Genomic DNA, 18,033 nt, shown 5'->3' with positions numbered 1-18,033 from the left:
AACGCAGGGCTTTTTATTCAGCAATTGATCTTACTGGCTAATTGAAGACTGATTTAATCAATCTTAAGCAGTTCCACATCAAAAATCAGCACTGATCCACCGCCAATTTTGCCCGTGCTGCGATTGCCGTAGGCGAGTTCACTTGGGATAAAGAAACGCACTTTATCGCCAACGACCATAAGTTGTACGCCCTCGGTCCAACCTTTAATCACCCGATTAAGCGGAAATGCGATAGGCTCGCCGCGATCAACCGAACTATCAAACACAGTACCGTCGATCAAAGTGCCATGGTAATGCACTGTTACCGTATCGCTGGCTTTAGGGTGAACAGTGCCATCGCCTTGAGTTAACACTTGATATTGCAAACCCGAAGCCGTGGTGATAACACCTTCTTTGGTTTTGTTTTGCGCTAAAAATTCATTGCCTAAACGGATATTCTCTTGGGCGGCTTTTTGGCCGTTCATTGAGGTAAAGAAGTAAAAAATCACCCCAGCAATCACAGCAACGGCAAGTAACATTTTCATATAAAGAGCACCTTAGTTAATTTTGGCCATATTATCAGTTTTTTAGCTTGAGATGCTATCGGCACTCGCGTGTGCGTAGGGCTGGCTATCTGGTGCTACCAGTTCAACGCTTTAAAAACCCCCTCAAGACTTTATCCCGCTTTAGAGATCGCTTAACCTGTGGGCTTAAGACTCAATAAAAATTCAATAAAAACATATAAAAACTAGAATTTAGATAATAAACAAGGAAAGTCTATGTTAAACAAAGCGGCAAAACCTCTGGTCAAACTCGTCGACCGATTCCTACCCGATCCCTATATATTCGTGCTTTTACTCACCTTAGTGGTGTTAATTGCTGCCGTGGTCGCAGAACACAAAACGCCACTGGAAGTCATTAATTATTGGGGCGATGGCTTTTGGACCCTGCTGAGTTTTTCGATGCAGATGTTGTTAGTGCTGGTGGCGGGATTCATGCTGGCAAGTTCACCGCCAATTAAAAAGCTGCTCGATGCGATTGCGGGTTTAGCTAAGTCGGCACCGCAAGCCATTATGTTAGTGACCTTAGTCTCACTGGGCGCCAGTTGGATTAACTGGGGTTTTGGGCTAGTGGTGGGGGCGTTATTTGCCAAAGCTTTAGCGCGTAAAGTAAAAGTGGATTATCGGCTGCTGGTCGCCAGCGCCTATTCTGGCTTTGTGGTTTGGCATGGTGGACTCGCGGGTTCTATCCCGTTAACCATAGCAACTGCGGGGCATTTCTCCGAAGCACAAATTGGCATTATCCCCACTAGCGACACCATTTTCGCGAGCTTTAACTTACTGTTAGTGGCGATTTTGTTTGTGGTCATGCCATTAGTGAATCGTTTCATGTTGCCTGAAGACAAGGACAGTATTTATGTCGACCCAAGCGCTCTGGACGATAAAGTAAGCGAACCCGCAGTTTCGGCGCTTAACCCTGAAAATGTGAGCGAGCGTCAGCCTGAAAGCCGTCCTGCGGATAAGTTAGAAAATAGCCGCTTACTCGGCTGGAGTGTCGGTGGCGCTGGGCTGGTATATTTAGGCTATTACTTTTGGGTACAGGGCGGCAGCTTAAACCTTAACTTAGTGAACTTCTTATTCCTTTTTCTCGCTATCCTCTTACATCAAACGCCACGCAGTTTATTAACCAGCTTGAATGAGGCCATTAAGGGCGGCGCAGGGATTGTGATCCAATTCCCTTTCTATGCGGGCATTATGGCTGTGATGGTGCAATCGGGTTTAGCCCAAAGTATTTCGGAAGGTTTTGTGGCCATCGCCAGCGCCGAGAGCCTGCCATTTTGGAGCTTTATCAGCGCGGGAATTGTAAATATTTTTGTGCCATCGGGAGGCGGTCAATGGGCCGTGCAGGCACCCATTATGTTACCTGCTGCGCAGGCCTTGGGCGCCGATGTTGCTCGGGTAGCTATGGCCGTAGCTTGGGGTGATGCCTGGACTAACCTTATTCAACCTTTCTGGGCACTGCCCGTGCTGGCAATTGCGGGCTTAAAAGCGCGGGATATTATGGGATTTTGTTTAATGCAGTTGATGATCACAGGCGTGATTATCAGTATCGCGTTGAGCTGGTTTTAAAGATAATAAACAGTGCAAAACTAAACAGGGTAATTCTATGATTACCCTGTTTTTTAGTTAAGGTTTCAATGATATTAATCGCTTGAACCATTTACTTTTTTTGTTGCTTCATCAGCAGTGATTTGACCAAATAGAGCTGACATCATATAGCTAATACGATTCGCAGCATTACCAAACTTACTCGGGTTCGCAGTATAGGGTACTTGAAACTTAACACTGCCAACTCTTTGGCCATTCTGAAATGCGTTAATTTCAGCGCTTTTTAAATATAATGCCAAGTCCCAAGTCCAATTACCTTCATATTCTAATGTGAGTTTATTTAAATCATGTTTAGAATCATCAGGCTGCACTGTGTAGGTGTAATTATTTGCTTTTAGCCATGTCTCCATTGTTTCTTGGAAGCCGTCACGTGTTTCTTTATCCTTAATAATGACTATTTCTACATTGTTAGTATTTGTTTCTATTGGTTTTGCTGTATAGCGAGGTGCGGCACAACCCGATAGTATTGCAACACCCAAAACTGCAACTAAAAATTTTTTCATAATTTAACCTTTTGTTTTTATATTAAAATAAGTTAAAGCGTTTTAGTGACAAACTTTAGATTTTCATAGAATCCATAGCTTGCTAGATAAACATATCTATGGCGCCGGTTTTTATGCCATAACCCAGCACGGCTAAGTTAGCGACAACGGTGAGCCAGAAGACGTTTCTAAATGAGGCTTTAACTGACTTGTGCCTTAACACGTTTTGGGCAAACAGGGCGCCGGGCCAACCGCCCATGAGCGCCAGCAGATGCAAAGTGCTTTCTTTAGTGCGCCATTTACCGCGTTTTGCGGCTGATTTATCGATGGCATAGGCGATAAAGGTCAGCAGGCTCAGTGTGAGGTACATGCCCGCAATGCCGTAGGGCAGCATATGTTGCTGGACCGCGCCGATTAAGCCAGCAAGAAAAATCAGCACTAATAACAGCGGCATAAGGCTTGAACCTGATGCGGCTGTATTGGACTTTTGAGTGCGGCTGTTTTGGGCACGATTGTTTGTTTGGGCACGATTGTTTGAAGTGCGATTGTTCTGAGCACGACTGCTTTGTGGTCGATTCTTTTGAGCACGATTAGTTTGAGGTGAAGCGCTGTTGCCCGTTTTGGCTGGTTTTGAATTCGTCATTATCTAGTATCAATCTCGTGTCAGTGTTTTTAAGCTTGCTGGCGTTCTTGTGATGCAGCGTATTTTTTAAACGCGAGGTGGCGCCAAAGTTTCTCCAGCGGCCCTTGCTTGAAATAGCGTAAGTACAGGCTGGCTAACAGTAATTGCACTACTGAATAAACCAGTGCCATGGCCATGTATCCCCATCTGTCTAGACTCAATAGCAATTCTGGATCTAAGTGTCTAAACACTAACACGCCAACGATGGATTGCAGAATATAGAGACTAAAAGCAAGCTTGCCAACATTTTGCAATGGAGTCAGTCTATTAGGATTGTTCTGGCAAATTTTAACCATAATATGAATGTAAATCAGCGCCATTGGAATAGCGCTTAGCATGATCAACACATCTGAAAACGTCACTAGAATAGGATTATTGCTAAAGTCTAAACCGATATCGAGTAGCGATACCGTCACACTGGCGAGCACTAATTTCAGCAGTTGTGGCTTGCTAAACCCCCGCTCAAAAGTTCCCTGTTGATACAAGGCCATGCCGAGCAACATTAAGCCCGCCGTAAACCACATTATGGTAAAAGGGATCACCAACGCCATATAACCCACTTGTATCAAATGCAGGAACAATTGGTCGGCATAACTTGAGGTCCATGCTCCGTATTGCTCTGCAAATAGACTCGATTCTCGAGTGAAAGGTTCATCGCTGCCCGTAAAGCTAATCAGCGTGATGATCACTAAGGCGCTTAAAATAAAAATATTCGCTTTGCGCTTAAGGGCTTCAATACTTAAATCTTTGTAACACAAAGCTAAAAATCCGCTGATCCCATAGGTTAATAAAATATCACCTGGCCAGATAATGATGCCGTGGAGTAGGCCAAACACCATTAGCCATTTCAAACGTGAACGTAGAAGTGGATATGCTTCTAGGCCTTTGGCGCTAAATCTCTGATATTGAATAAAAAGCCCGACACCAAATAAGATGGAAAACAGACTGATAAAGCGCGCCTCGATGAAAAAGCTGCTGAACACTTTGATTATGTGATCCGACAGCGGCGGCGTTTCGTGGGGGGCATAGCCAAAAAAAGTAATGCCCATAAAATAGATATTCATAAAAAATATTCCCAACACGGCTAAGCCGCGAATAGCATCGAGATTGGCATTACGTTGTGCGGGTATCGCCATGACGACTGGCTGCGTGGCGTTTGTTCTTGACCAAGGGTCTTTAGGTAAATTGGCTGGCACGTTAGCTGAGTTCCTTTCGCTAGTAGGCATGTTCGACTTTTCACTGGGATTTGGGAGGGCTAGCCTAGCAGGCACTAGCCTCCAATGAAATACAGCCAATACAAAAAGTGAAATACAAAAAAGATAGCAAGTGAAATATAGAAAGTGACTGAGAAGAGTGAAGATCCACTACTCGCCGATATCTTCGTTCCAGAGTGTTGGATGGCTAGCGATAAAGTCGTGCATCAGTTGTTTGCACTCGGCGTTATCGACCACAGTGACATCCACACCGCGGTATTTAACATAGGCTTCTGGTCCTTGGAAGGTGGTGTTTTCACCGACGATGACTTTAGGTATGCCATAAAGTAATACCGCGCCGCTGCACATGTCACAGGGCGATAGGGTGGAATACAAGGTCGCTCTTTGATACTCGGCGGCGCTAAATCGGCCGGCATTTTCGAGGCAATCCATTTCGGCATGCAGTACTGAACTGCCTTTTTGTACCCGTTTATTGTGGCCGCGCCCGACGATTTTGCCATCTATCACTAATACTGAACCAATGGGGATACCGCCCTCGGCGAGTCCTTGTTTGGCCTCTTCAATGGCTGCCGCTAAAAATTCATCCATCTTGATATCCTTAAAATATGAACCCTGAATATTAAACTCAGCATAGCACTCGTTTGATGGACAATCTAAATGGTTTTGATTTGTTGCTTTAATAAGTCCCTCAGGCTATCGAGAATTGGCTGCGAAGCTATTTCTGGTCGATAAATCAGGCAGATATCGGCGGGGATGGTTTGTTTTAATTTAATAAACTTTACCCTAGGCCAAGGTTGTGAAGCATAACTTTGCGGCACTATGGATACCCTATTATCGCCAGCGATGATGGCCATCAAGCTATTGGGCTCGACCATTTCCTGTACTAATTTCGGCATAAATCCTGCGACCTGACAGCTGGCGATAATCAAATCACTAGAGGCGGAGTTGGCACGGCTGAGTAAGGTGAAGGGCTCATCTTTGAGTTCACTCAAGTCGATGCTTTTACGTCTGGCTAAGGGATGTTTATTTGCCAGCGCTAACACCATAGGTTCGCTGGTGATGGTTTCGGCGATGAGGTTCGGCAGATTTAAGGTGTCGGCGTAGCGCACTAGGCCAAAATCGATTTCTTGATGCGCTAAGGCGACTTTTTGAGTTTCAGGTGATAACTCTTGAAAGATCAGCTCATTTTCAGGGCATTGCTTGCGAAAGCTTTTCAGTATGTCACTAAATCCCATCCAAAAAAGCGAGCTCATGATGCCAATTCGAATATGGTTTCTATCGAGTCGCCCAAGCTGAGCCACTTGCTCCAATGAGGTATTCACCAGCTCGAATATTTGCTCGCACTTTTCTCTTAACAATTGGCCATAGGGTGTGAGTTCCACTTGTCGAGTGCTGCGGGTGAACAGCTCAACGCCAAGGAGTGATTCTAACTCTTTGATTTGTGCGCTCAGCGGAGATTTCGATAGATGAAGTTGCTCGGCAGCAGCGGTAAAGTTTTTTACTTCAGCAACCCGATGGAAATACCGCAGCATCTTCAAGGTGACGAGTTCTGGTGCGTTTATCTTGCTCATCTCAGGCTCAGTGCTTTTTAGTTATTGTCCTTTTTAGCAGCACAATAGTGCGGTTAATCGCGATTATTTGCAACCCTAAGCCCGCTTATACTGAGGGTCGTTTACTCTTTCATTCCTTTGCTATGAGGTACCTTGTATGAGCCATGATCCTGTTATTAATGCCCTTGCGACGATTCGAGCCCGTAAACCGAATTTCTCTCCCCGTGCTGCTATGATTTTGGGCTCAGGGCTTGGCGCGTTTGCCGATAATTTAGATAACAAAGTAGTGATCCCCTATGAAGAATTAGACGGCTTTCCCGTGAGTACCGTCGTCGGTCACTCGGGAGAGCTAGTGCTCGGCAGCTTACATGGCATCGATATAGTGTGCATGAAAGGCCGTGGGCATTTTTACGAGCACCAAAGCATGAAGGTGATGACGACGCCGGTGCGTACTTTCAAACGTTTAGGGTGTGAATTGTTACTGGTGACTAACGCTGCGGGGTCATTACGGCCAGAGCGGATCGGCGTGGGATCATTAGTGATTTTCAGCGATCACATCAACACTATGCCGGGTACGCCCATGACGGGCGCAAACGATGAAAGTTACGGTCCACGTTTTTTTAGCCTAGCCAATGCTTATGATAAAGACCTGAGAGTAGAAGCCTTAAGTGTCGCAAAAGCCGCAGGCATTGAAGTGAATCAAGGGGTATTTGTGTCCTACTCTGGCCCGTGTTTTGAAACCGCGGCCGAAATCCGCATGATGCAAATCATCGGTGGCGATGTAGTGGGAATGTCTGTGGTACCAGAGGTGATTTCGGCGGCGCATTGTGGTTTGCCCGTCTTGGCTGTGTGTGCCATTACCAATATGGCAGAGGGATTGGGGGACGTGCAGTTATCCCATGAACAAACCTTAAAGTGTGCCAAGCTTGCTGAAGCCGACTTTATCTGTTTAATTGAGCGTTTTACTGCAAGCCATTTTGCTTAATATTTTGCATCACTGGGTTGCTATTTTAATAGCTCGTATTTAAGCATTTCGGATTTAAAAGAACAGATTTAAAAGTTTGTACTTTTATGCGAGCAAGGCGCCGCACAATTCATTTCCCCGAATGTTTTTGCGAAATACGGCTGAAGGTGAAAAAGTAAAGGGAGCAAAGCTCCCTTTTTAAATGCTGACATTAAGTGTAAGTCTTGATTCAAAGCGTTTATTTTTGCGGTTTTTCTGAAATCCACAATTTGATATGTCCTTTCACCACAACTACACCTTGGGTGTCGTAGGCGGTAACGGGAACCAACATATCGCCCGGAGTCCATTGCTCTGGCGTCACTTCGGCGATACATAAAATATCGCTGCCCGCTTTAGCGGTATAATCCAAACTCATGCCCTTAGGGATCCAACGTAAATGCTTTGGAATTGAGGCTTCGGCCATCACGCCCATGGCCATTTCTAGGCCGTTACAAATCGCAATCACATGCACAGTTTTTATATGATTATGAACGGCATGGCGTTTTTTAATTAAACAGGCGCAATGATTAAGGCGTAATTCAGTGATCAGTGGTTTGATGGTGCCGAAATAGGGTGCCATGCGTGAAACCATGATTGAAAACAGTTTTTGGCCGAAGGGATAACGGCGAGTCTTGTGGTAGAGCGCGAGCACTTTATTTGGTTTTTGTTCTGCAGTGCTAGAAGAATCAGTCTGGCTCATGGTCATCCTTAATAATGATGCAAAGGGGGATTGTTATCTTGAGCCTGTTCCAAGTTGGGTTTGGACCGCTCTGGTCGGATGAGTGTAACATTAGGATAACAACAAATACCAGTCGGCATAATTAAGCAAACTTCATTTCGCGGTTTTTAGTGTAACACCGTATAATTGCGGCCAATTTGTCGTTTAACGGCAATGGCATATTGATTTAACTACAAGGACTCACAGTGAAATATTTGCTGACGTATTTTAAGGGAATGGCCATGGGCGCTGCCGATGTCGTGCCAGGCGTTTCGGGCGGCACCATAGCGTTTATTACCGGTATTCTCGATACCTTGCTCGACAGTGTAAAACGCATCAATCCTTCCCTTTGGGGCGTGATTAAGTCGCAGGGCATAAAAGGGGCATTTGCCCATATTAATGGTGGTTTTTTAGTGAGTCTGCTGGCGGGGATCCTGACCAGTATTTTTACCTTTGCTAAGTTAATCTCTTGGTTACTGGTGACGCACCCGATCCCGATTTGGTCGTTCTTTTTTGGGCTTATTCTTATCTCTGTCGTGCATATGCTTAAGCAAGTGAGTGGTTTCACTCTGGCACGTTTAGGTTTATTTGCCTTAGGTGTGCTGGCCGCATGGGCGATAACTGTGCTGAATCCGGTCGCGGTAGAAGCTAGTTATATGAATATCTTCTTCGGTGGCGCGATTGCCATTTGCGCTATGGTGTTACCGGGGATCTCAGGCAGTTTTATCTTATTATTACTGGGCTTATATCCCGTGGTTTTAGCCGCGGCTAAAAATATTCAGCTGGATATTTTGGCCTGTTTCGCCGTTGGCGCTGTGATGGGATTACTGACATTCAGCCATCTATTGTCGGCACTGCTGCGTAAACACCACGATGCCACTATCGTGTTTCTAACCGGATTAATGTTAGGTACCTTAGGTAAAATTTGGCCGTGGAAAGAAACTTTAACTTGGCGGACCAACTCCCACGGCGAACAAGTACCTTTGCTGGAGCAAAATATTTCGCCGCTTAATTTTGAACAAATGACCGGCCAACCTTCGCAACTCGCCTTTGCGATTGTGTGTATGCTGGCGGCGATTGCACTGGTATGGGGGTTAGAGAAAGTGGGCAAAAGAGATTAATCCTTTATTTAATACCCTTGGTATAACGTTTTCCCTATCAAAGCAGCGAGCCTTCGCTGCTTTGTTGTTTTGCCCAAAAGGCATCAGATATTTAATTTTCATGGTTTTTTTGTACAATACTTAGCCTTTGCAGAGGTGTGCCTTTGGTTGAAGGCACCTGTATAAATTCAGTATGAGTTTGTCGTTACGATAAGGATGTTTTGTGAATAAGAATACCGTGTCATGGGCGGGCGCCGCGCTCGCTTTCTTCGCGTTAACTCATGTGATTAGCAACAATATCGGTAAAAAAGAGGACGTGCTTTCGGCTGAGCAACAGGCGCAAATGGAGAATACTCTGCAAAAATTTGGGCCACAGAGCAAGGCATCTCAATATGGCCAATATGCTCCAGCCGACAATACTAATCTCACAACTGACAACTCCCTCAAGAATGTCCGCCATATCTACAGTAATAAAGGTGCTTTTGCGGCACTTCGGCAGGATGGCAGCGTGGTGACATGGGGCGATCGTCAGTGCGGCGGCGACCATAGCGCAGTGGCGGCTGAATTAGTCAATGTAAAAAGCATTTTTGCTTCGACAAATGGGTGTGGTTTTGCAGCATTAACCCAAGACCATCGACTGGTGATTTGGGATATGGGGGATGCACCAGCATTACTTAAAGATAAATTCACGCAAGTGGCAGATTTTGTCATGCGTGATGATCTGTTTGCCGCCATAAAACGAGATGGCAGCGTCATCAGTTGGTCTATCGTGGATGGGTCTTTGGATGAATTAAATCACGGAATTTATTCAGCGCCAGCGTTGAAGAATGTGCAGAGTGTGAGTATCAATGATGCAGCATTTGCTGCGTTACTACAGGATGGCACTGTGGTGACCTGGGGTTCGGCCTATCACGGTGGTAATAGTCAACACCTTGCCGCAAAACTTAAGAATATTAAAGCTGTTTATGCGGCGCCAAGTGCCTTTACTGCCGTGACTCAAAACGGGGAGCTAATGTCTTGGGGGAGCGTCAATGATGGTCAAGAAAGCCAAAGACAACTGGCTAGACTCAGTGAGTTTACGGCAGTTACCAAAGTTGTTCATTCAGTATTTGGTTTTACTGCATTAATGGCCGATGGAAGAGTCTATGCGTGGGGTGAAGGTTTTTTGCCAGAGAGTCGTGTACTTTTTCCGTTAGCCTTAGCGAACTCGCCTGCTAATAGCCAAGAAAAAGTCATTGATATTGTAGCTAATGATGGCGCTTATGCTGCGTTAAAAGCGAATGGCGATGTTGTAGTTTGGGGTCATAAACGCCATGGCGGTAATGCTTCGGCCGTGCAAAACAAGTTGCAACATGTACGCGCACTATATGCGATAGATACGGGGTTTGTTGCGCTGCGAGAGGATGGCACATCAATAGGTTGGCAAGGAGCAGAGGATTTAAGTGGTGAACCTATGATGCAAGAGATTACAGATGTAGTTCAAGTGGTTACGTTAAATCAGAGTTATGCTGCGTTGAAAGCGGATGGCACTGTAGTAGAGGATAGCGCGGGACCTAAGCTTGGTGTCTCTGAGGTTATCGAGCTTATCCCAAGTGTTATGGGATTTACCGCTAAGCGACGTGATGGGAGCCTTTCTGTTTGGCAATTTGGCGGGCTGAGTTGGCATGCTAAAAAACAAGATATTGATCTAACCGATGTCATTGAGGTGCGTGGCAACATATCAAACATGATAGCGCTCACTTCTGATGGTAAAGTTTTGACGTGGGATCTGTTAGGGAGTGGCGGTGAAGCTGATGCTGATATGTCATATTAAAACGAGGCTGGAATATTTCATTTCAGCCCGTTGATTCAATCATGCACGCAATTAAGCTTGATTGGCTTTGATTTCCCGCAGATAGCGATAAATCGAATGCACCGAAATCCCCAATCGAGTGGCCGAGACTTGGGCGCTGTCCTTGAGTTCGAAAATCCCTAACTCATGCAATTGATTAACGATTTCGCGGTTCTTCTGTGAAGGGGAAATCCCAGAGTTTGAGCGCACTTCATGGTTGATACTGTCAATCGTGCTATGGAGCGCTTCATCGATATTGCGGGCAAACACCTCGGGCGAGCTGGTCAGTTCGCTGCCAAGGAGTTGCTCTGGCATCATAGTGCGCAGTACAGATTGCAGCGGCGCATCCATGTCGCTGTTAATGCACAGCAAACCTATGGGCTGATTTTTACTGTTACGGATCACAGTCGTAATCGATCTTAGCGTCTTACCATTGGCGCATTTCGTTAGGTAAGAGTTAGAAATATCCTGACCTGTCTTGAGTTTAAGCAAGGCAAGGTTGGTTATCGGCGCCCCCACTTCTCGACCTGTGACATGGCCATTGGCAATTTTGACCACAGACGGATGTTTCGCATCTAGGCTGTGCAATACCACTTCTGTGTGCTGACCATACATAGCCGCGATGCCATCGACGATATTTTCGACCGATTTCAAAATATCCAGATCACTTTGCGTTAAATCTTGCAGTTTCACAATTTCAACCTTTGGTTATTAACCCGCCATTATTCAGCGGGTTAAAATCATTATGCCGACATAATATCGATAATAGTGACATCTGTGGATGACATGCCATTGAGGATCATTTTGCCAATGTTTTTAATGGTTTTCTCAACATCGGTAGCAATAATACCTTGGCCTGAGACATTGTGACTACTGAGCGCCATCAAAAATGAGCGCACGGCCGCACTAGATGACGTGCTGACCTTCATGGCGCAGGAGGCTTTCGCGCCATCACACACCATGCCCGAGCTGTCGCTGATCACGTTTTGAATCGCGAAACAGGATTGTTCGAACGAACCTCCCGCCAAATACACCATAGCCATAGAAGCGGCTGCGCTGGTGACTGTATTGCCACAAAATGCCGACAGCGGTGGGTAATGGGACTTGATATAAATCGCCCCTAGATGGCTCATTATCAAGGCGCGGGCGAGCTGTTCTTCCGAAACCTTATAGCATTGCGCCGTTAATACCACGGGAATAGTCGCGGCTATGCCTTGGTTGCCACTGCCAAGATTACTCATGGCGGGCAAGTTCGCACCGCCCATGCGCGCATCGGAGGCGGCAGCCGTTAACATCACGATTTTATTGAGTAAATCTTCCCCAATAATGCCAGCGGCTATGCCACTTTTCATGGTGCGACCGACTTCGAGTCCATAGGGATTCGCCATGCCTTCATCGGATAATTTGCCGTTTAGCTCAGAGGCTTCGAGGATGAATTTGATCTCTTCGAAGGGGACTTCTTGGGCGAAGCGATAAATGGATTCGATAGTAATATCCACGCCTTCACAGATGGAACCCGTGGCTTTAGCTTGCGTGCTGTCAAGGCTAAAGACGGATTCGCCGTTGAGGCGCTTCTCGGCGATCAGTGTATGCCCGCCGCAGATTTTCACTAGGGCTTCGCGGTCGCCTTTTTTTGCAATAACACAGCAATAGATAAACTCTGCCGTTTCAGTGCGCTCAACTGTGACTTTACCCGCATCAATCAATGCCTGTGCTTTGGCGACTTGCTCCGGCGTGATTACGGCCAATACTTCTAAGCCTGCATCAGGATTGCCAGCAATGGCGCCTGCTGCAGCGGCAATTGCCAGACCGATTTTGCCTGTGCCAGGTACAAACACGCCCATAGAGTTTTTATAAAGATTGTCAGACACTTGTACCGCAATTGAATCGGGTTCAACACCCAGTAAGGCGCGGGCGACGGCGGCGGCGTAAGCAGCGGCGATGGGCTCAGTGCAGCCTAATGCGGGCTTAACGACTTGTTTGATGATGCGAATATACTGCTGCCATTGGGGTTTCATCAGCTTACAACCTTATGTTAATGCTTAAATGTTAACGTGTGCTATGGCTTCAACTTCCACTTTAACGCCCAGTGGAAGATCCTTCACCGCAAAACAGCTACGTGCAGGGCAGTCGGTTTTAAAATAGGTTTTATACACTTCGTTAAAGGCGGCAAAGTCACTGATCTCAGCAAGATAACAAGTGGTTTTGAGAACCGTTTCTAAGCTACCGCCACCCGCTTCAAGTACGTATTTGAGATTGTCTAGCGACTGAATCGATTGTGCGGTGATCCCACCGTCAACCACGCCGCCTTTCTCTTTACAAACGGGTAGTTGGCCAGAGGTGAAGATGAGATTGCCATAGCTCGTACCGTGTGAATAAGGGCCAATGGCTGCGGGAGCGTTTTCTGCGTGGATAATGGTTTTCATTGTCTCTCCAACTTGCAAATAAAATTGAATGCCTAGGTCGGCGTATGTGCAACATTATTTGTATTTTTATGTTTCATTGCAATTATTTTTTAATGAATTTCATTTGTCACTGCGGTTTGTGCGCTATTTATCTCGTTTTCAGTCAAGTTGTGAGCTTTAACTCTTTGTTCAACAAAAGTTGAGTATATTGATTGCTGAGTTTGTTTTGTTCAAATATATTTGCATAAAATAATAGCAACAAGGTAAAGGTGAAATAATGGATGCAACAATTACTGCTGCACAGTGGAAAGCAGATACCCGCTTCGATAGTACGGATTGGGGCTGGATTATCATGAGTATTGGAATGGCGATTGGCGCGGGGATCGTATTCTTGCCTGTGCAGGTTGGTTTAATGGGGTTATGGGTGTTTTTACTGTCTGGCATTATTGGCTATCCTGCCATGTATATGTTCCAACGGTTGTTTATCAATACCTTAGCCGAATCGCCTGAGTGTAAGGATTACCCGAGTGTGATTTCGGGTTACTTAGGTAAAAACTGGGGCATGCTGTTGGGCGGCTTGTACTTCATCATGCTGGTCATTTGGGTGTTCGTTTATTCAACGGCCATTACAAACGACAGTGCTTCATTTTTGCAAAGTTTTGGGGTCACCAAAGCGTTATTGTCAGAAAATCCTTTTTATGGTCTAGCCTTAATCTGCGGCTTAGTTGCCTTAGCCTCCCGCGGTGAAAATCTACTGTTTAAGATCTCCACTTTTATGGTGCTGACTAAGCTGGGTGTTGTGGCTGTGTTAGGGTTATTGATGGTGGATAAGTGGGATATCAATAATATTGGCGCTATTCCAGCAACGGGTGATTGGTTAAAAGATGCGGTCGTCATGCTGCCTTTTACGCTGACATCGATTCTGTTTATTCAAAGCTTAAGCCCTATGGTGATTTCATACCGTTCACGGGAGAAATCTTTAGCCGTGGCGCGCTTTAAAGCGATGCGAGCGATGAATATTGCCTTTGGTGTCTTGTTTGTCGTGGTGTTCTTTTATGCCGTATCATTCACGCTCGCTATGGGTCACGAACAAGCGGTGCGCGCATCGGAAGAAAATATCTCGGCCTTGGCCATGGTCGCCCAAGGTATGCAGGGGCAAACGCTGAAATTACTGAGTCTGACACTGAACATTTTTGCCGTCATGACGGCTTACTTTGGCGTGTATCTTGGTTTCAGAGAAGCTTGCCAAGGGCTAACCATGAATATGCTGCGTCGGTTTATGCCTGAAGATCGCATCAACAAAAAGCTTGTCGGTTACGGCATCATGATTTTCACGATTCTACTGTCGTGGGGCGCGATTGTATTGAATGCGCCAGTGCTAAGTTTTACGTCAATTTGCAGTCCAATCTTTGGTTTAGTGGGTTGTTTAATTCCCGCTTATTTAGTATATCAAGTCCCCGCACTGCATAAGTACAAGGGCATGTCGCTGTATATCATTATCATCACGGGTTTATTACTGTGTGTATCACCTTTCTTGGCGTTTAGTTAGCAGGGTTAAAATGGGGGGAAGTTAAGCTTTGATGCATAAAAACCGGTATTGAGTTACTCAATACCGGTTTTTTGCGGGGAAAACGACCTTAGACAATCATTTCAAACAATTATTTCAAGCCATCATTTCAAGCAATCATGACAAGCCATGATCCCAAGTAATCATCATAAGTCGTCCTCAAAGTTTGAATTGTGAGGTGGCGTTTTTCAGTTCATCGGCAAAATCGACTAATCCCTCAGAAACATTGCGAACCTGCGACAGAATTTGCAATGTCTGTTCGAATGAGGCGTTCATATTGACGACGTTATCGACCACTTGGGAAGCGACCGAGGCTTGCTCTTCTGTTGCCGAGGCAATGTGGGTATTCATGCTATTGATACTGACAATCTGCTGCTGAATTGATTTCAATGCACTGCCCGTGTTTTGGGCATTGGTTTCATTTTCTGATGATTTAGACATGGCCACATTCATGGTACTAACCGAAGAAATAGCCGCCGTTTTAAGGTTTTGCAGTACATGACGAATTTCTGTGGTTGCATCTGCGGTTTTAGAGGCGAGGGCACGGACTTCATCCGCTACCACGGCAAAGCCCCGTCCTTGCTCACCCGCGCGGGCAGCTTCGATGGCAGCGTTCAGTGCCAACAGGTTAGTTTGCTCAGCAATCGAGGTAATCACATTTAAGATAGAGGTGACATTTTCAGTGTCTCTGGCAAGTTCATTAATCGAGTTAGAAGCGGCCTGAATCCCCGTATTTAATTCCTGTGAAATATCGATAGTACGTTGGACGACTGTCATACCTTGCATGGCTTCTTTTTCGGCAATCTGGGCGGCACTGGCGGCTTGGCGCGCATTTTGCGAAATTTCAATGACGGAGTGGCGCATGTCTTCCATTGAAACTTGCACAGCACTGGCATCATGGCTTTGTCTCTGAGTTGCATGCGTCGCATCTTCCATTCGCTGTTTGAGTGAGTGCGAGCTTGCAAGCAAGGGATCGGTAACATTCACTACTCTACGAATCGAATCACCGAGTAACCCAAGGAATCGATTGAAGTTACTCGATACTTGGCCGAGTTCATCGCTACCTGATACGTTAAGTTTATGGCTAAGATCACCCTTACCATCGGCGAGCTCACTCAATGACTGGGCAACATTACGGGCAGAAGAGCTAATGGCGCGTGCAATGGCGATAGTGACAATAAACATCACGATCAGTAAAGCGATACCTATGGAGAGGGTGAGCCATAAACTTTGCTCCGATCTGTCACCCGCTTCTTTTATCGATTGTTTAAATTCGAGTACTTTGTCTTGTTTGTAGTTTTGTATTTCATTGAGCACTGCTTCATAGGCTTGGGATTTTTCTTGGCTGATTTGGCCAATATTTGCCATATCAATCGTACCTGCCAGCATGCCTTTAGCTAGCTTAATCGTCATATCGTTATAACGGGTTAATTTAGCCGATAGATTGTTGAGTTGATTGGCTTGTGAGGGATCGACCTTGTCTAACTGTTGGAGGTTTTTGCGTAAAGATTCGTACATATTACTGGCATTGGTTAACAGGTCTTCGTCGGCAAAAGAAACGGATTGAGTATAAAGCTCATCGAGTCGTTGGATAAAAAACACGTTTTGATTGGCGAGTTCAACCCTTTGGTAAACTTGCTGCTCCATATAGTTAAGAGTGGTGCGATTTTTATTTATGGAGATAACACTAATGCTTAAGTTTAAAGCGAAAATGATGACTGCTAAAATAAATATCGCGATAACTTTTTTAAAAATAGAAATGTTATTAAAGAAATTCATCCCTTGCCCCCAAGTTGTGCCGAGCTAAAGCCCGGCACTCCAATCTAAAACTCGGCAATAACTTTTACCGAATCATTGGCCTCACTACTATCAATATAGCCAATAATATTAGGGTTAGATGCAACTAATTTTATCATCTCCGCCCCACTACTGACTTCCTTGGGTGGCGTTCCTTTGCCCGTAAACACTTTCTGTGACCAATATGACTTAAGTTGGCTGGATGACTTGCCCAGTACTTTAGTGTCAAATGTCTCCCTTAAGGGCATAGCGCTGTCAAGATTGACTGGTACTGCTTGGGCTCCTCCGGGGAAGGTCTTTGTTTTTCCTAAAAAAATATTCTCGATTGATTTTTGATCTATTGCATCCGCATTACTGGGATTCACTATGACAACTACGCCAGCAAATAATGGCATTGAGAGTAAACTGAGTAGGATTGAGCAAACTAATTTTTTCATATCTCTCTCCTAAAATACTAAATCAATACCAAGACTGATGGATTTAGAATCCCCTGCGATTTTCAAGCCTGGGCCACCGTCATCTTTAACGTCATCATATTGAATTTTAAAGGCTGCCGAGGGGTGGAAATCCCAACGTATTCCTACTGAACTCGTATGGTGCACTTCGAGATTTTTACCTTCATTGAAGTCCGAATAGGAAATGTATGGCATCACTGAATCGATACGGTAGCCGAAAGTGAGCAAGTAAGTATCTAGATTGCTACCATCGAGATCTAAGCGGTTCAGCTCTGATAGAAAGAGGAAGTTCTCATAATCTATGTTAACTGACAGGCCATAAAATTTGCCTGAACGTTGGGTGCTGCCATTCCATTCCTGCTGAATTCCACCAATATAACGTTCATTCGTGTATTGCATATGTGTAAGGCGAATATCTAACCAATCTTTATTGAATTGGACAACAATACCGCCTATGTCCTTCCACACTTCTCGGGTATTTTCGAGGAAGAAAAAGTCAGATAACAGTTTATTGGGTTCACTATCTTCGCTACCGTAATAGACTTGCCCTGACATGGTCCAGTCGCCAATTAAATAGTTATATAGCGCGCTGACACCTGTGTAGTTAAATATTTGCCATGTGTAGTTATCTGCGGGTGGACGTATCCAAGGATAGGCATATCCAACATCAAAGAAATCACTGTAATAGTAGAGAGGTAGGCGTTTTTTACCGCCTTGTACTGTCCAATGATCATTGATCTCGTAGGATAAATAAGCCCATTCAAAACTTGCTGAAAAATCATCGGCACCGCGTGAGACGACCTGTGCAGTGGCTGTTAATCCTTCAAGTAAATCCGCTGAAAATTGGATTCCAAATAAGGTATCCGGTTTAAAGCTAATATCTTCATCGTAGGCACCAACGAGTGGATAGTCGGCGAGAAAGGTGGGACCTAAATCAAACTCAGCAACGCCAGAACCTTCGAGAACTTGACCCGCGACAACTGAGGCAAAACCTGAAATGTTCACTTCTGCATAAGCGGTGGAACTGAGCAAGAGTGAGCAAAGACCTAATGAAAACTTATGTTTCATAAAAAAGCCCTTTA

At 45.3% G+C, this 18,033-nt stretch carries 18 protein-coding genes; 5 read left to right on the top strand and 13 right to left on the bottom strand.

Annotation, left to right across the window (positions count from 1 at the left end; all coding sequences use genetic code 11):
• Positions 1-53: 53 nt before the first annotated feature.
• On the bottom strand, positions 54-524 hold the full coding sequence (gene bamJ, locus NE536_RS14920; RefSeq protein ID WP_106649891.1) for a BamJ family beta-barrel-assembly machinery protein: 471 nt from the start codon (positions 522-524) through the stop codon (positions 54-56).
• A 234-nt stretch (positions 525-758) separates the two neighbouring features.
• Between bamJ and NE536_RS14915 the strand changes: the two genes are divergently transcribed.
• Positions 759-2,108 carry a short-chain fatty acid transporter gene (locus NE536_RS14915; RefSeq protein ID WP_261273168.1) on the top strand — a complete coding sequence of 450 codons (1,350 nt, stop codon included), beginning with the start codon at positions 759-761 and terminating at the stop codon, positions 2,106-2,108.
• Between the two features lie 74 nt (positions 2,109-2,182).
• Here NE536_RS14915 and NE536_RS14910 read toward each other — a convergent pair whose 3' ends face one another.
• From NE536_RS14910 to NE536_RS14890, 5 genes are all read right to left on the bottom strand, one after another.
• Entirely contained in the window at positions 2,183-2,650 is a 468-nt protein-coding gene (locus NE536_RS14910; RefSeq protein ID WP_261273167.1) for an Sbal_3080 family lipoprotein, read from the bottom strand.
• 82 nt (positions 2,651-2,732) lie between these two features.
• A complete protein-coding gene (locus NE536_RS14905) occupies positions 2,733-3,272 on the bottom strand; it encodes a DUF1294 domain-containing protein (protein WP_261273166.1) in 540 nt (179 codons plus the stop codon).
• A 29-nt stretch (positions 3,273-3,301) separates the two neighbouring features.
• Positions 3,302-4,507 carry a DUF418 domain-containing protein gene (locus NE536_RS14900; protein WP_261273165.1) on the bottom strand — a complete coding sequence of 402 codons (1,206 nt, stop codon included), beginning with the start codon at positions 4,505-4,507 and terminating at the stop codon, positions 3,302-3,304.
• Between the two features lie 168 nt (positions 4,508-4,675).
• On the bottom strand, positions 4,676-5,113 hold the full coding sequence (locus NE536_RS14895) for a nucleoside deaminase (RefSeq protein WP_261273164.1): 438 nt from the start codon (positions 5,111-5,113) through the stop codon (positions 4,676-4,678).
• A gap of 65 nt (positions 5,114-5,178) precedes the next feature.
• A complete protein-coding gene (locus NE536_RS14890; RefSeq protein WP_261273163.1) occupies positions 5,179-6,096 on the bottom strand; it encodes a LysR family transcriptional regulator in 918 nt (305 codons plus the stop codon).
• A 136-nt stretch (positions 6,097-6,232) separates the two neighbouring features.
• On the opposite strand from NE536_RS14890, the gene xapA reads away from it, so the two are divergent.
• Positions 6,233-7,060, top strand: coding sequence for a xanthosine phosphorylase (xapA, locus tag NE536_RS14885; RefSeq protein ID WP_261273162.1), 828 nt, complete (start codon positions 6,233-6,235; stop codon positions 7,058-7,060).
• Positions 7,061-7,277: 217 nt separating this feature from the next.
• On the opposite strand, the gene NE536_RS14880 is transcribed toward xapA, so the two are convergent.
• Positions 7,278-7,778 carry a hotdog fold domain-containing protein gene (locus tag NE536_RS14880; RefSeq protein ID WP_006085741.1) on the bottom strand — a complete coding sequence of 167 codons (501 nt, stop codon included), beginning with the start codon at positions 7,776-7,778 and terminating at the stop codon, positions 7,278-7,280.
• 224 nt (positions 7,779-8,002) lie between these two features.
• On the opposite strand from NE536_RS14880, the gene NE536_RS14875 reads away from it, so the two are divergent.
• Positions 8,003-8,917, top strand: a complete 915-nt coding sequence (locus NE536_RS14875; protein ID WP_261273161.1) for a polyprenyl-phosphate transporter — start codon at positions 8,003-8,005, stop codon at positions 8,915-8,917.
• 202 nt (positions 8,918-9,119) lie between these two features.
• Positions 9,120-10,709, top strand: a complete 1,590-nt coding sequence (locus NE536_RS14870; RefSeq protein ID WP_261273160.1) for an RCC1 domain-containing protein — start codon at positions 9,120-9,122, stop codon at positions 10,707-10,709.
• Between the two features lie 51 nt (positions 10,710-10,760).
• Here the strand turns inward: NE536_RS14870 and NE536_RS14865 are convergent, their stop codons facing one another.
• From NE536_RS14865 to NE536_RS14855, 3 genes are read right to left on the bottom strand one after another with little or no spacing between them, the layout of a single operon-like run.
• Complete coding sequence (locus tag NE536_RS14865) at positions 10,761-11,420, bottom strand: helix-turn-helix transcriptional regulator (RefSeq protein ID WP_261273159.1); 660 nt, start codon at positions 11,418-11,420, stop codon at positions 10,761-10,763.
• A 50-nt stretch (positions 11,421-11,470) separates the two neighbouring features.
• Complete coding sequence (locus NE536_RS14860; protein WP_261273158.1) at positions 11,471-12,745, bottom strand: L-cysteine desulfidase family protein; 1,275 nt, start codon at positions 12,743-12,745, stop codon at positions 11,471-11,473.
• Positions 12,746-12,769: 24 nt separating this feature from the next.
• On the bottom strand, positions 12,770-13,153 hold the full coding sequence (locus tag NE536_RS14855; RefSeq protein WP_261273157.1) for a RidA family protein: 384 nt from the start codon (positions 13,151-13,153) through the stop codon (positions 12,770-12,772).
• 256 nt (positions 13,154-13,409) lie between these two features.
• Here NE536_RS14855 and NE536_RS14850 point away from each other — a divergent pair, with 256 nt between their 5' ends.
• Positions 13,410-14,681, top strand: a complete 1,272-nt coding sequence (locus NE536_RS14850) for an SLC5/6 family protein (RefSeq protein WP_106649901.1) — start codon at positions 13,410-13,412, stop codon at positions 14,679-14,681.
• A 177-nt stretch (positions 14,682-14,858) separates the two neighbouring features.
• Here NE536_RS14850 and NE536_RS14845 read toward each other — a convergent pair whose 3' ends face one another.
• From NE536_RS14845 to NE536_RS14835, 3 genes are read right to left on the bottom strand one after another with little or no spacing between them, the layout of a single operon-like run.
• The gene (locus NE536_RS14845; protein ID WP_261273156.1) at positions 14,859-16,478 is read right to left on the bottom strand and encodes a methyl-accepting chemotaxis protein; all 1,620 of its coding nucleotides are present in this window, start codon (positions 16,476-16,478) and stop codon (positions 14,859-14,861) included.
• A gap of 44 nt (positions 16,479-16,522) precedes the next feature.
• The gene (locus NE536_RS14840) at positions 16,523-16,933 is read right to left on the bottom strand and encodes a type 2 periplasmic-binding domain-containing protein (protein ID WP_006085733.1); all 411 of its coding nucleotides are present in this window, start codon (positions 16,931-16,933) and stop codon (positions 16,523-16,525) included.
• A gap of 9 nt (positions 16,934-16,942) precedes the next feature.
• Positions 16,943-18,019, bottom strand: coding sequence for a hypothetical protein (locus NE536_RS14835; RefSeq protein WP_063884570.1), 1,077 nt, complete (start codon positions 18,017-18,019; stop codon positions 16,943-16,945).
• Positions 18,020-18,033 lie beyond the last annotated feature (14 nt).

Origin of the sequence: Shewanella septentrionalis (genome assembly GCF_025370265.1) — a bacterium.
Classification (GTDB): Bacteria; Pseudomonadota; Gammaproteobacteria; order Enterobacterales; family Shewanellaceae; genus Shewanella; species Shewanella hafniensis.
The sequence above is the reverse complement of the archived record's forward strand: the minus strand, read 5'-3'. Positions and strand labels throughout refer to the sequence as shown.